The organism is Yersinia similis (genome assembly GCF_001053095.1).
GTDB lineage: Bacteria > Pseudomonadota > Gammaproteobacteria > Enterobacterales > Enterobacteriaceae > Yersinia > Yersinia similis.
Window position 1 is genome coordinate 126,694 of record NZ_CGBP01000011.1, and the last position, 13,743, is coordinate 140,436.

Here is a 13,743-nt window from a genome sequence, read left to right on the forward strand (position 1 = left end):
GAAGCACAATGAAAAACATGATATTAGCGGTTTTGGCTGGCAGCTTGTTTTGCAATATAGCGGTAGCCGCCAAAATGGAAGGGAAAACATTTATCTACCAGAAACCCAATGGTGAAATCAGGTTGTCAGCAGTACCGGGTAATGGGCAACAGGCAAAGTTCTCCATAAACACCAATGTAGATATGCATGCTTGTGAAGTGGAAGGAATTGCCAATGCCATTGCTGATACGCCGCAACACACCACCTTGCAATGGCGTGATAAAGAGCAATGCTTGATTACTCTGATATGGGGCCAGAATCGCCTTAACGTTAAAGCCACAGATGAGTGCAATAGCTATTGTGGCATGAATACCGAGAACTCACTGTCTGGCGTTTATAAATAAAACTTGAAATGACAGTTTGTAATTCATTACACATATGGGTCACCTTTTATAAGAGGGAGCATGCCAACTGAATTAAATAAAGAGTTACCAATAGACCCACTTTATGACCAAACGCTTAATATGCTCATCAGTGGTGAACTAAAAAATAGCGTAACTGCCGTTCAATATCACTTCAGAATTGGTTATAACCGAGCAACCAATCTGGTTGAGAAAATCAGACAGGATAACATTTCATTAAATAAGGATCTATAATGTCACCCACAAATGAAAATCAGCCTAAAGAAACTGAGCGTAATGATTTGAATGCAGTGAAAGAGAAATTACTGAGTGGCGGCTATGGATTAACAGTAACGTTCTGGCTATGGTGGTTTCTGCCAACGGTACTGATTATTCTGGTAAGAGATCACTTTAACATTCCACCATTTGCAAAAGAGTATTTCTACCTGAATGTGGCAAACATGATTTTAGATGGTTTTATGTGTGTGGCCGTAAAAAACACCATTAACGATAACAACAGAATCATGGGGGTAATTGCCACCGTCATTATAGGTTTTCTGTTTATTACTCGCGGCGGTGACATTTTCGTACATTTATTTAAGTAGCAGGTTTGTAAGATGAATTGAATCACCCTATCTGCATTAACGAGCTTTAACGTATAGGCGGCCATCCAATGGATGGTCGTCAGTTCATTTATACCTGTTCCGCCCACTTATATTGAGAACCACAACATGCAAAATCATCGATTAGAAGATAATATTCGCCATTTTGATTTGTCAGCACGACAATCATTAAATATGCCGCCATTCGAGATTGAAGTAAATATTTTCACCTATGACCCCGCAATAGACGTTAGCAAGTTGCCAGATTTCAATGGTGACGTTTGTTACCATAAAATATCTTCAGCAGAAGAGTGTACGTTGCATAGTCGTTATATCGATTTAAATATTATTATCATAGACAGCAAGGAAAGTGAAAATCTGATTGATATCGCAAAGGCAGCGAGATGCATCACATTTATTCTGGTACATCAGGATTACCATTTGAAGAGGAGCGTATCAAAAGCGTACTATATCCCATGTTGGGATGAGCCGTGGCGTGTATTGCAGCATGTCGTCTGTGCCGTGCTTTCACTGGTATGTTTTACCGACCTTACTGGTCTTGATTATGGTGATACAATAATGGCTATCACCGCGGGTAACCATATACACTTCCATTTTCATGAATCACAGAATGTCGAATCAGTTATGAACCAAGTCATCGCTGACAATGCCAGATTATTAAAAAAGGCGAAAGGATGCTTACTTGTGTTTATTCACAATACTGAAAATGGAAGCGATGAATTTGAATGTGCGAAACGTATGTTAACACCAACCCTTCACAAAAGAGCCGTACTCTCATCGACGATGCTCCGTTCAGCGAAGTCAGGTATATCCATTTCACTGATTGTTTCGTTCAATGCACGTAGAAAATAGATTTACGTCTGGATGACGTAATTCATGTTTTCACCCAGAGACAGGATTACCCTATGAAAATTAAACTTATCGCCGTTGTTGCGATCATCATTATCATTGTTGTTCTTTTCCGGTTTTTCTCGCTCCAAGAGAAAGCAACAGAAACACCACCTAATAGCAATAATACCCTTTACGTTCAATCGAATTCACCGGGCGAATGCAGGGTAATAATTACTCCTATATTGGATGGCGTAATATCAGCACCCAGTGAGATCCCATGCAAAATACAATTGCATTCAAATGACTAACTAATTGCATTTAAATAAAATACAGATGGTTTTTTATGACCACCTGTTTTTGGCGTTTTATTTTAACCGGTCAGATCTATGCTTTTTTATTTTCAAAAAAACCATCTTCCTTGCATCATACGTAATTAGTAAAGAAATAGTCTGCATAAAAAGATAAATGACGAAAAATAAAAACATCACACTAAATATGCCGAATGCCCATCTTTGTTTTTCTATTAAGGAATCGATGTATTCTAATGACCTTTTGCTATTAAAAGATTCGCAAATTATATCTATAGTTTGAGGCGGTAGTTTTATGACTATGTCAGTTTTCTTCTCACATTCTTGTGGTGTTATAACCCAAGAGCTTTCCCTGCCACCTAAAAAGTTATACTCTATTGCCTCTTTTTTATTAAACCAAAACCAGCCTGTATTATTGATGTTTATTAGCCCCGCAGGTTTAATAGCTACAACCAGTGCTGCAAAGAAAAGAAAGAGGGGGATGAATAGAGAGAAAAAAGTTAGTGTTGGTACTGCTTTGTTGATTTTCTTTATTTTCAATGTGTCGATTATAAGGTTTCGTTTAAGTTTTGCGATGATTCTGAAGTTTAACTCATACTTTTTAATCCAATCCTCGAATTTTTCCTTTTGTTTTATCGATACAGCATCAGTATTGTAGTGGTAATTAAATTTTTCTATTTCAATTATGTCATTAATGAAGTCATGCTTGCTTTCTTTTTTATAGCCAAGCCAAAAGGCCCAAAATCTATTTACAATGGAAAAACCTGATTTCGCTTTACGCTTAATGTAATAAAGAGATGAAATCATCATTGTAAAGATGAATGGAAATAAAATGAACTTGTTATCTATTATTGATAATAAAGGGGAGATAAACGTATCGAACTGTGTATTCACAATGCTATATCCTTATATAAGATGAGATGTGGCAATGTTCTAACTCCTCTTGGTTCCAAAACTGGGTAGTGTTGATCGCCCATTCTCTTCAACCAATAGAGTTAACCCTTCGACATGCCATACAGATGTTATCTCGGCCCGATATCTTTTGGAACCTCATTGATAAATGTTCAACGTTGAGGTGTGAGTGTCACTACAATCCCTAGGTAATCAGCGGTCAGACTGCTGGCTACCAGCGCATCCACAACGATCTATGTATCACCAGCAGCGACCTTGAATGCTAAGTGGGGCAATCAGATCTCCTTCACTGTTGAAAGCTGATTGTAACGCAGCCTTGGTCATATCAGCAGTAACTTCATCCAGCGCCCTAGAATCCCATTCCGCAGGTGTTACCAACTCGTTAGACTCTCAAGCCGCGTAGTCAGCCTAAAGAACTCGCTCTGTTGCCGTATATCGTCGCTGCATGAGCGCCATACATACTCGAGATGAGATTTGAGCTTGGCCCCTATACCTTGGCATAAGGCTTTGGGTGAGAAAGGGACTGAGTGGAAAGTCTTCCACAGTCTGCGGGGAATGTTCATCAGCCAGCTTGAGCGCGGTGGTGTTCCAGAAGAGAGAATCGTGCTGATTGTAGGTCACAAGAGGGGGCAAACAGAATCCTTCCACACTTACAGCCAAGGGCCAGCATGAAGGAATTGGCGTGTTACGTTAAGATGGTAAAAAATGAACAAATAACGAACAGCCCCCCATAAATAATCAAAATACACAACACATTCAGGATAAAATGCCAAGAGAGTGAATCACTGTAAATTTATACATAACAGTTTGATGCAAGCATTGTAAAGCGAAGCGGGTAGGATTATCCTAAACACTACATGTAGTATCTTTTACTGGGTGGCAGTGCTACATATAACCTATCAACTTCTGTAAAGGGCTAAAATATGGCTAAGAATCCTAAACAAACGTCAAGTAAAGTCGCTTCTGTTGCTGGTCGAACCTTAAACGATTCGAATGCATCTAAATTACAGAAACAGCTTGCGGCCTCAGCTCTTGCTCAACGAGCTGCATCCAGTCACACCAGCGATAAAATGGAAACTATTGCGGCTAAAGCTCTTGATAACCCACGTTCAGCCGAGCTAACAAAACAGCTTGCTGCTACGGTGTTAGCACAAGCGACAAAATAAGACTGAATCACAGGGGCAGAAGTGCCCCTAAAACAGTCATTAATCTGGCGAGCTAATAAGGTGGATTGCCTTCCAACACAAAAATATTGTTGCAATCCTTGCAGCATCCTCGATTCCCTTACTACAAGCAGCCTTATATGCTTTATTCTGAATAGCTTCCCAATCGAACTTAAAAGCATTCAATTCTGCAAAAGAAACTTTGTAATCATGCTTATGCGCATAATTATTTCTCACTTTGTTGATAGCTTTGAATGCAGAATAATATTGTTCATCAATCACTCCCATAGCTAAAGCCAAATCGACTTTGAGATCAAACGACCGTGTAGACTTGAAAAAAATCTTAGGTTCAACAAGATTTCTTGATATTAAATTTTCAAGAATTTTCTCTATGAATATATGCCCTTTTAGGATAGGGGATAATTCTTCCTCATCAAAAATAAGACGCTCCATAGCATATTGATCAAGCTCCGCATAAGATAACCCTTCAAAATTCAATCTCATCCCCTTTAATATAATTAGGGCACTGCAAACGCGACCACCCAGTACGTCACTGTCCTGCGTAAATCATGTGGCGTCCAGTGAGGAATATCCAACATTTGACCAGCTTCACGCAAACGCCATGCATTTTCAATTAAGTATTTCTGTTGAATCGGCAGTTTGGCAGCCTGAGAAGGGAACAGATATTTGTCGGAGGTTAAACGCAGCACTTTGAGAAACTCGACAGCTTGCGTTAAAGCTGAACGTAACGTTCTATGCCAGTTTTCGTTTTCCTGGGGTAAATGGTGCCCTTATCGAGATCGACATCGTTCCAGGCCATATAGCAGACTCCACCGGTACGGCATCCAACCCATAGGGTTAAGCGCAGAACATTTTGCTTGAAAAACACAATCTATTTTATGCTCGTTCAGCAGCTTTCAACCATGTATTCACCCCATCAACACCTAAAGTCAGCATAGTGTCTTGCAAAGCAACTACTCGATGTAGCATCTCTCCATCATCTGAATCTTCCCGCTCTTCTGCTTGTGAAAATAAACGAGTCAATAGCTGCATTAAATGATTATCATGGTCATGCAAATAGGTTTTTGTTGTACGAACATATTCAAGATAAATCTCTGTAGCCTTCAATGCATACAAAGGATCTATGCATGAAACAATATTTACCCATGCACCAAAATCTAATAAACCAATTCTCGATGCATCAGTACTCATAGATACTAATGAAAAATAACGCTCTAACATTTGCATAGGTAAAATAATAACAGGCTCCTTTTCTCTAAAAATGCTACCCATCGACCCTATTAATGTTGAGGCATATTGATTATCATCACTTAACGCAGTGGACAAATCAGCAAGACATAAATCCTGATGCCGTTGAAAATTCTCACGATGTGTCCAAACATCAATAGCACCTTCCCATGCATCACTATCACTTAATTCTTTTAATTGTTTGATAAAGTCACAATTTTCTATTTTTTCTGACAATACAGCTAATGCAGATATTCTTCCCCATGCTTGCAATCCATCTTTAATACCTTCAGATACAATCTTATTTAACCATGGGGAAACTCTGTCAAACTCATGATGATAGGTATAATAGAGACAACGTTCTGCCATATCCCAAAGTCCTTCACTACCTTTCCGCATTATTAATTCAAAAACCCCCCAACCAACTTCAGGTAAAATATGCTGTAAATGAGGTAAACGACGTAATACTACAGCCCTCACCGCAGGATGATCGTTAGTAGCAAATTGATGTAGTGTCGGTAACAGTAATTCAGGCCAAGAGATATGTTCTTCGTATAATTTTATTGTCAGAACCATAAGAGCATCAGCGATATGCCCTCGAATCATATTAATACCTATGCCAATAAAAGTGACACCATCTCCTGAGATAGGCTCTCTTTCTTCCACTGCTAAATAAGGAATAGATAAAAAAGTTATTCTTTTCGCATTATTGATATCTTTTACTACATGTGAGCATCCTTGTAGCACTTCAGAAGCAGAGCGGTTTTTCCTCCAATAGACAGAATGTCGCTCCAATTCATCTAAAGTATTGCTAACTAAAACATCAATATTAGGTTCATTAATCGGTTTCCAGTCATTATTTGGGCGAAGGTTTCCATAACGATAATTCAAATAATGTGCAATACCATCCATAATATGATTTCGAAACTCTTCATTTATATCCTGCCAGTAAGAAGATAAAAAACTCAAAAATCGTAATGGATCCCTTGAAGATGCCTCACTCAGTTGTTGAGCAACTTGCTCCTCTCCACCAATTAACATGTCGCTAAATGAGTCTCGCCTATATCCATTATAGTGCTCAAGAAGACTGAGAACGCCTTCATTACTAAGCTCATTAAAAACTTCATATGAGAACGGAGCTCTTACAATTCCGCACCACCCATTAACATCTGGTTTATGTTCAAGTGGCCAGTTTGAACGACTATATTCATCTAAAATACTTACACATGACGGTGAACGTAAATGACATGGCATACAAATAATAAACCTGGCCTGATCTTTAAGCATATATTGCCTATACTCAGGAACATCAGCATATCTCTGAGAAAGATCAAGTATTATAATCTGTATTGCATCTTGGGATTCTGAACTCAAATGGATAAAAACTTTCTGAACTAAAGTGCCCAATTCATGAGAAAGCTCAGACTCTAATAAATCCGCTTTCGACAGCAAACGAGAGGATATGTCAAGATTAGTTAGCGGAGAATTAATACATGCTAACAATGCAAAGTAACGAAGTGAACCTTCTAGATTAAAACATAAACGCTCACGATTGTTTTGCCACCACTCAGAATTGATATTAGCATGATGAATAATAGCTACTTCTAAAGCATCCATCAGGACACGTTGACTATCTTTATGCTCAAAATCCCTCATTCTGCGATCATCAGAATGAGAAGTTCCACTTAGAAAACCACTTCGATAATTATTTTCTTCTTCATATCGAGAACTTCGTACTTTGCTCCACTGTTCAATTGTCGATATGGCCAGCTCTAACAAAGTAATAGAATTAATCATTTTATTTGAAAGAAATTTATTATCCTTATCACCAAATTCGTGTGGTCGGCACTTAAGCTTATTTCCAAAACGATAGGATATAATGTCTTCATCTTTAACATCAGCAATGATGTAATCCCAAAGCACCGCATCATCAATACCCCCTACAGCAACACAGCGAGCAAGGGCTCTACCTAAAAAGCTATATTCTTTCTGTGGAAATTTAAATAGCTCCAGCAATAGAGGAGACATCAAATATGCATGATCTTCCTTTATATTCGATATGGAAACAGCAATCTTACTGATCAATTGTGACTTATCTATCCAATCAGATCTTAATATTTCCATCCAAAAATCAACGACACCTGATGGATCTAGATTTAACCAATGAGCTATACGGTAAGTATGAATTCCTATACCATCAACATCACGCGTAGTTTTTAAAACCGGAACAAGATTCCTTAGCCAAAAATAATGCCATTCAACTTGTGAAGTTTTACTATAAATAACTTGGAAAACATCTCGATGCGTATTACGTAAATCACGTAACATTGGCCAATCATCATCTTGAGGTAATTGCTCAGCAAAACACTCGGCAACTAGGCGACGTATATGAAAAGCATAATTTCCGGTAAGCACCGTTCGTAACTGTTTTCTAAACTCTTGTCTTCCTTCATTGACAAGCTGTGCAATAAAGCTACGAATAGATGGGCGGACAAAAGGTACTGGTGGGAGATCCTTTATAAAATCATTTAAAGTCAATCCATGGCGAATCGCTCTACTAATAACTAATACATCAAGTAACGTTTGATGCCCAAATGTTAATTTATTATCCTCAGTTTCATGCAAAAAATTATGACTAAGTAACACTCTACGAATGTCATCTGAAGCAGTAAATCGTTGAGTTGGTATCGACAGGCTACGAAGCTTTAACATTTCCGTGGCCATATTTTCAAGTGCTATTTTCCCTTCATCACCTAGCGATGGATTCGTCAACATAATTGAATCAATATAGCGTTGAGCTAGCGCTTGGCTAGTCACTATATTAAAACTACCATCTCTTTGAGCAAGATTTATAAATAGAGCTAACTCACGTGGATTGCTAATTAAATGTCGCGTTGTGTTATCAATAGCTGATGAGTCGATTGAGAGTTTTTCAAGCAACGGCATGATTTCACCTTCCCAATCTAATGCCTGGCACTTAAACTCTTTATCCCATGAGCGCTGAGATATACGTCTATCGTAATGTCTATCAAACTCTCTGCAAGCCGTAATAACGGTAACATTTGGAATTAATAATAGCTGATCTATTTGAGCTAAAAAATACGTTAGCACCGTATGTTCTCGAGCTATAGCAAGCACATCAAGTGAATCAATTATGACTATTACATGATAGCTGTCAGCTACACGCGCAATCTTTTCAATCCATTGCTCATCTAACCCTAGAGATTGCCGTTCCTGTGCAGTTTCTAAATCAGCAAACTCTCGCGATTGAATAAATAGCGGTAACATAGCACTATCAGATTGCGCCAATTGCTCTAATTTCTCCTGCAATTCAAGTAGAATACACGTTTTCCCTGAACCCGGCCCTCCAGTCACTAATATGGAATGGCTCTTGCTTTTGATAGCCTCAATTAATTCACTAACTAAAAGAGTGTCAATGCGATGACCACCAATATCTCTTTGCCACGAACGACCAATCGATGATGTTTTTCTGAATGAATTAAAAATAGATTGAATGTCTGTTGGAGGAGAAATAACACAACCTGACTGAGAAAGAAGATTTATAAGGTCGGTTTTGGTTAAACGCGAGCAAGATGACAGTTTATTATCTTGCGTATCAGCAACTCGCATCCCTTGGTAATCAAGGCAAGTCCAAAGTGAATTAAAAGCTGCAACAGAATTACTCACCAAATATTGTAAGCGCTCTTCTAGTGTTTCTCTCATTCGCTCATGAATATCGCTAGTAACAAATTTTGTTCTGGATAAAAGCTCATAACTATTAAAATTAGAAGATATTTTTGCAATTAATTCACTGAGCTTTCTATTTGTCGCCTCATGTACCTTTGTCTCTTTTAAAGCAGCATGATAGGCACTTTCATCTGGAAAATTAGTACTAAACTCTTGTAAAGCTGCCAGTTCACCAAAAGGGGTACGGGAGTAGAATCTGACTGTCGTAGTAGGATCTTGTATAAGCGTTTTAATGGCCTTTTCTAGCTCATCATTAAGATCGGTGAACGACCACGCTCGAAATCCTGTTTGATTTTTTTTGCACTGACAACAAATTATTGTACCGTCAGTCCGCCCTATCACAATGTCATCGACCAGCCATTTCACTGAATCTGTCTCTAACCATTGATAGTCAGGATTGGATAACACGGTCAAAGCCCACTCAAACGCTACCAACGTTTGATATCCATCCCCCCTATTAGATTGAATACCAGCTTTACTCAATTGAGAGCTCCTTCTGACAGTGAATAGCGTTAGTCGCCCTATGCAAGAATCTTTGTCCTATACAGCTAGTTACTAGCTTGAGTGCTTGTACATGGTATGATTTTTGAGCATAGAACCATACTATAAACGATACATTCGCACTAATAAAACAATAAGTTAAGCTAAAGTAGCTTATGAATGTCAGCGATAAAAGATATACTCTTGGTAAGAAGAATGGATAAACAGAAGTTGTGATAACTAGCCTCAGTTAACAGCATTAACCAAAGTGAGTACGGGAGTGAGTATAAAAATAACATCAAAAAATAAAAATATTAAATATTAAATATTAAATATCAATATGATAATTAAAAAATCACGGTTCAACGTCTAAACAGCTTCTGTTGTCTCATGAGGTTTCACTGAATCTCGTGATAACTGATCAACGCGATAAAATCCACGCAATTGCGTGGATTTTTGCTTTCATATAAGGATATTCCATGCGTTTCTTTTTTCTGTTTACACTGGCTGGAGTGATTTCTGTTAGTGCTGTAACGAATTCACACGCAGCCAATAGTGCCGAACGTCGCTGTGGCTGGTTTGAAAACCCGACTCCAGCTAATGCTACGCTGACTGATCGTGATGGCATGTGGGAAATAGGCACGCAGGGCGGCTATCAGGCGAAAGGTGACTGGCCTGAATTTAGTCCTGCCCAATGGGTTCGTACCGGGAATGGAAACTATGGTTATGGCTGTGCATGCATCACTACGGATACAGACCCCACGACACAGCGCATGAATAATCTGACTAAAGCAACGGCTCGTCCTCTAAATGCCTGCCGTACTGATAAATCACTCAAAGAACCAGAAAATCCGTTAGCAGAGATGCGACAGATAGCCTCATATCAGGGCAATGGTTTCAGCTTCAGTTATCCAAGTACTTGGTCAGTCAAAAAAGAAAAGCAATGCGTCAACCTCAATCAGCCAGAACGGTTGACTGACGAAGAATACACGTTAAATATTTGTGTTCAGCATGGCACTCTGGAACAGGCGACAGACAGTATGATTTTTTATAACGATAACGGTGTCTGGATGCGGGAAGCGGGAATGGATGCCCCTAGCCCTGTCGATATAATTAAAGGGCAAGGCTGGAAAGGGATGCAGACTACGCAGACGTGTGGCGTCAGCGATGAAGAAACTGGTTTTCACGCCGCGGGTGGCACCTGTTTTATGGCAATTGTTTATGATGTTAAGACACAATTATTGTTTGATACGGTTGGTTTTTACCAGAATTTTGATGTCATCAACATGATTGTTCAGTCTGTTAAATTTACCGAAAAATAATGTTTATTCCGCAATAATAAGTCTTGAAAGCAGAGTGCTGACAAACCCCGATGACTCACTCTTGAACGGTGAGGATAGGCAGAAGAGTAAAGAGTCCGCGCCAAGGATGGCGCGGCTCGAGCCCCCAGGGAAGGCTATTTTTATACAGGGAAGCCGGCGTCTTTACGATCTGCCTGTTCTCTCCGTCGCGGGCACTTTGTCAATAACCTCAAAGTTTTTTTGTTTTCATAACATCTCGGATGGTAAGCGAATCGCCACTCGGCATGAGTAAAAAACTTAGTGTCTAATGGCCCTGATGCTTCTACCGGAACGCATGATCGTTTCTCTTTTATAAATTTTTCCCGTAGAACTGATCCAATTTACCTATAGCCTGATTCACATATTCCGGTTGCCAATAGGTTTCAATGTGGGTCGCACCATCAATCAGAAACAGTTCCTTATCTTTTGCGTTGCTAGCACCTTTAAACGCTGTTTCGCTCATATACAGGGAATCGGCTTTACTGCCTGCCATCATCAGTAGCGGCTTATCGATTAAATCCATATTGCTTGCCGCATCGAATCTCATTAAGTCGAGCAGACTGCTGGCGGTGTATCTGAAGGTTGAATTGGGGTGAGCATGCGTTTTACCGTAGTACTCAAAACCCTGCCGATAAAGGTCAAACGGCAGTTTGGCAATTTGCTCATCAGTCAGTTTGGCATCCCCGACGTAAGTAACCTCTCCACCAGTAGCTTCCTGTGCTCGTGCATCAGAGGCTTGTTTTAAACGTTCTTGTATTGTGGAAAGTTGTGAGTCCTGATAACCGTTGCGTCTTACCAGACCGGAGTCAAACAGGCTCAACGTGGCAATCGCACTGAAGCGCTTGTCGGTTTGCCCTGCTTTCAAGGAGTAGCCCCCACCGCCGCAAATACCCAGCAGGCCTAAACGGACCGTATCCACCCCAGGATATTGGGTAATGAAGTCTGCCATGCCGTGAATATCTTCAATACGGTAAGCCGGTTTGTCAATATTGCGGGGCAAGCCGCCACTCGCGCCTTGATACGCGGCATCCGCAGTAATGGTGATATAGCCTTGTTCTGCTAAACGCTGAGCATACAAGCCAGCGACCTGCTCTTTCACGCCGCCATTGGGGTGAGCCACCACCACGGCCGGGTATTTTTTAGCGGGGTCATAATTCGCGGGGGTATATACGTTGGCAGAAATTTCCAAACCATTTAGCTTATAAGTAACAGGATGAATATTGACTTTGCCTTTTACGTTTTCGGTAATCGCGCCGTCATAAGTCAGTGTAAATGGATTTAATTTATAATCGGCTGACATTGCTCCCCCAGATGAAAGACTGATCACTGCCGCTAACAAGGTGGATTTAAAAACCGATGTCGTTTTAAAAACGGATGTCATTTTAAAAGCATTGTGTTTCATTTAAATAATTCTCCCTATATCCAAAATAAACCACGGATTTCCCCGACACGTCTCTTGACCTTGATTTGCACGGAGTTGGCTTGTAGATAAGTCTAAGGCGGGCAGGCTGACATCAGCATGACGGCCAGATAACATTTCTGTCAGTTAAAGAAATACTTTCCTGACAAAAATGTCAGGAAAATGTCAGCCTGGTGTTGGTCATGAACAGCTAAGATAGGTGAAATGCGATTTTTGTTGCCCTGACGGGTAAAGGGAGAGACAAACATGCGGCTATTGTTGGTAGAAGATGAGGAGAAGACATCTTCGTATATCAATCGCGCCCTCAGCGAGTTGGGCTTTACCGTCGATGTAGCGGCCACCGGGATCGACGGATTATATCTGGCTCTTGAGTATGATTACGATACGATTGTGCTCGATGTCATGTTGCCCGGCATGGATGGTTACAGCGTTCTCGAAGGCCTACGCGCCAGCAAGCAAACCCCGGTTCTGATGTTATCCGCCCGTGGCTCGGTTGATGAACGTGTTAAGGGCCTGCGTCACGGTGCCGACGATTATTTGCCTAAGCCTTTTTCGCTGATTGAACTGGTTGCGCGTATCCAGGCGTTATTGAGGCGGCGTCCCAGTGATGGTGTAGATGTCAGCCAATTGCACATTAATGATCTACATCTCGACCTGCTGGCAAGGCGTGTCACGCGAGCCGGTGAACGTCTTGAACTCACCGCCAAAGAGTTCGCCCTGTTAAGCCTGTTAGCCAGACATCAGGGGGAAATTCTGTCAAAAATGATGATTGCAGAGCAGGTCTGGGACATGAATTTTGACAGCGATGCTAATGTCGTTGAGGTGGCGATAAAACGCCTGCGGGCGAAAATAGATACGCCCTACCCGGTCAAACTGCTGCATACGGTGCGAGGCATGGGGTATGTCCTTGAAACTCGGCCCGATCGCCAGACTGAATAGAGAGAGTGATCATGATCAAGCGTTCTATCTCTGGGCGGCTGGCGCTAATGTTTGCCTTGGCCTCCATACTGATAGTTTCAGCTCTCGGTATTGTACTGCGAAGCTCCTTGCATAACTCATTGCAAAAGCAGATGCATAACGAATTGCAATTCAGGGAGTCGCTGATGGCACCCTGGATCCTCTCTCGTACCACGCTGGACAGCTGGCAAACGTTGGCGACCAAATTCACCGATTTGGCCGCTGCTGAGGGCGGCCGCGTACAATACTGGATCCTCAGTGATGCCCCCCTGTAATGGTCAAGTAAAACCGGACACCGATTTAGGCACATTGTTGTAGTCGTCGTTCGTATTCA

The 13,743-nt window shown here is 40.8% G+C and carries 12 protein-coding genes and 2 pseudogenes; 9 read left to right on the forward strand and 5 right to left on the reverse strand.

Features of this window, described 5'->3' with window-relative positions; all coding sequences use genetic code 11:
- Nucleotides 1-8: 8 nt before the first annotated feature.
- From AC971_RS10505 to AC971_RS10520, 4 genes are all read left to right on the forward strand, one after another.
- A complete protein-coding gene (locus tag AC971_RS10505; RefSeq protein ID WP_025383756.1) occupies nt 9-383 on the forward strand; it encodes a hypothetical protein in 375 nt (124 codons plus the stop codon).
- A gap of 60 nt (nt 384-443) precedes the next feature.
- Complete coding sequence (locus AC971_RS10510; RefSeq protein WP_025383755.1) at nt 444-635, forward strand: DNA translocase FtsK; 192 nt, start codon at nt 444-446, stop codon at nt 633-635.
- Nucleotides 635-985 carry a hypothetical protein gene (locus AC971_RS10515; protein WP_025383754.1) on the forward strand — a complete coding sequence of 117 codons (351 nt, stop codon included), beginning with the start codon at nt 635-637 and terminating at the stop codon, nt 983-985. Before AC971_RS10510 ends, AC971_RS10515 begins: the two co-directional genes overlap by 1 nt.
- Nucleotides 986-1,111: 126 nt before the next feature.
- A complete protein-coding gene (locus AC971_RS10520) occupies nt 1,112-1,855 on the forward strand; it encodes a hypothetical protein (RefSeq protein ID WP_144236093.1) in 744 nt (247 codons plus the stop codon).
- A 344-nt stretch (nt 1,856-2,199) separates the two neighbouring features.
- Here the strand turns inward: AC971_RS10520 and AC971_RS10530 are convergent, their stop codons facing one another.
- Nucleotides 2,200-3,036, reverse strand: a complete 837-nt coding sequence (locus AC971_RS10530; protein WP_025383751.1) for a DUF6216 family protein — start codon at nt 3,034-3,036, stop codon at nt 2,200-2,202.
- A gap of 498 nt (nt 3,037-3,534) precedes the next feature.
- Between AC971_RS10530 and AC971_RS22970 the strand changes: the two genes are divergently transcribed.
- Both AC971_RS22970 and AC971_RS10535 read left to right on the forward strand, forming a co-directional pair.
- Complete coding sequence (locus AC971_RS22970; protein ID WP_404282646.1) at nt 3,535-3,726, forward strand: site-specific integrase; 192 nt, start codon at nt 3,535-3,537, stop codon at nt 3,724-3,726.
- Nucleotides 3,727-3,977: 251 nt separating this feature from the next.
- Nucleotides 3,978-4,220 (forward strand): hypothetical protein, encoded by a 243-nt coding sequence (locus tag AC971_RS10535; protein WP_025383750.1) that lies wholly within the window; start codon nt 3,978-3,980, stop codon nt 4,218-4,220.
- A gap of 39 nt (nt 4,221-4,259) precedes the next feature.
- On the opposite strand, the gene AC971_RS10540 is transcribed toward AC971_RS10535, so the two are convergent.
- The 3 genes and pseudogenes from AC971_RS10540 to AC971_RS10550 form a co-directional block, all read right to left on the reverse strand.
- Nucleotides 4,260-4,715, reverse strand: a complete 456-nt coding sequence (locus tag AC971_RS10540; protein ID WP_072071372.1) for a hypothetical protein — start codon at nt 4,713-4,715, stop codon at nt 4,260-4,262.
- Nucleotides 4,716-4,728: 13 nt separating this feature from the next.
- Nucleotides 4,729-5,094 (reverse strand): annotated as a pseudogene (locus tag AC971_RS22975) (tyrosine-type recombinase/integrase); the annotation flags it as partial.
- A 20-nt stretch (nt 5,095-5,114) separates the two neighbouring features.
- Complete coding sequence (locus AC971_RS10550) at nt 5,115-9,695, reverse strand: AAA family ATPase (RefSeq protein WP_025383747.1); 4,581 nt, start codon at nt 9,693-9,695, stop codon at nt 5,115-5,117.
- Between the two features lie 476 nt (nt 9,696-10,171).
- Between AC971_RS10550 and AC971_RS10555 the strand changes: the two genes are divergently transcribed.
- Nucleotides 10,172-11,014 (forward strand): DUF4087 domain-containing protein, encoded by an 843-nt coding sequence (locus AC971_RS10555; protein WP_025383746.1) that lies wholly within the window; start codon nt 10,172-10,174, stop codon nt 11,012-11,014.
- Between the two features lie 328 nt (nt 11,015-11,342).
- Here the strand turns inward: AC971_RS10555 and AC971_RS10560 are convergent, their stop codons facing one another.
- Nucleotides 11,343-12,434 (reverse strand): alpha/beta hydrolase, encoded by a 1,092-nt coding sequence (locus AC971_RS10560; RefSeq protein WP_025383745.1) that lies wholly within the window; start codon nt 12,432-12,434, stop codon nt 11,343-11,345.
- Between the two features lie 264 nt (nt 12,435-12,698).
- Between AC971_RS10560 and AC971_RS10565 the strand changes: the two genes are divergently transcribed.
- Together AC971_RS10565 and AC971_RS10570 are read left to right on the forward strand one after the other, a co-directional pair.
- Nucleotides 12,699-13,391 carry a heavy metal response regulator transcription factor gene (locus AC971_RS10565; RefSeq protein WP_025383744.1) on the forward strand — a complete coding sequence of 231 codons (693 nt, stop codon included), beginning with the start codon at nt 12,699-12,701 and terminating at the stop codon, nt 13,389-13,391.
- Between the two features lie 11 nt (nt 13,392-13,402).
- Nucleotides 13,403-13,678: pseudogene (locus AC971_RS10570) on the forward strand (heavy metal sensor histidine kinase); the annotation flags it as partial.
- Nucleotides 13,679-13,743: the final 65 nt, after the last annotated feature.

Bases quoted from the DNA above. Each gene is read 5' to 3' on its own strand.
- AC971_RS10535 (WP_025383750.1), top strand. From the start codon at position 3,978: ATGGCTAAGAATCCTAAACAAACGTCAAGTAAAGTCGCTTCTGTTGCT.
- AC971_RS10510 (WP_025383755.1), top strand. From the start codon at position 444: ATGCCAACTGAATTAAATAAAGAGTTACCAATAGACCCACTTTATGAC.
- AC971_RS10515 (WP_025383754.1), top strand. From the start codon at position 635: ATGTCACCCACAAATGAAAATCAGCCTAAAGAAACTGAGCGTAATGAT.
- AC971_RS10565 (WP_025383744.1), top strand. From the start codon at position 12,699: ATGCGGCTATTGTTGGTAGAAGATGAGGAGAAGACATCTTCGTATATC.
- AC971_RS10560 (WP_025383745.1), bottom strand. From the start codon at position 12,434: ATGAAACACAATGCTTTTAAAATGACATCCGTTTTTAAAACGACATCG.
- AC971_RS10505 (WP_025383756.1), top strand. From the start codon at position 9: ATGAAAAACATGATATTAGCGGTTTTGGCTGGCAGCTTGTTTTGCAAT.
- AC971_RS10555 (WP_025383746.1), top strand. From the start codon at position 10,172: ATGCGTTTCTTTTTTCTGTTTACACTGGCTGGAGTGATTTCTGTTAGT.
- AC971_RS10520 (WP_144236093.1), top strand. From the start codon at position 1,112: ATGCAAAATCATCGATTAGAAGATAATATTCGCCATTTTGATTTGTCA.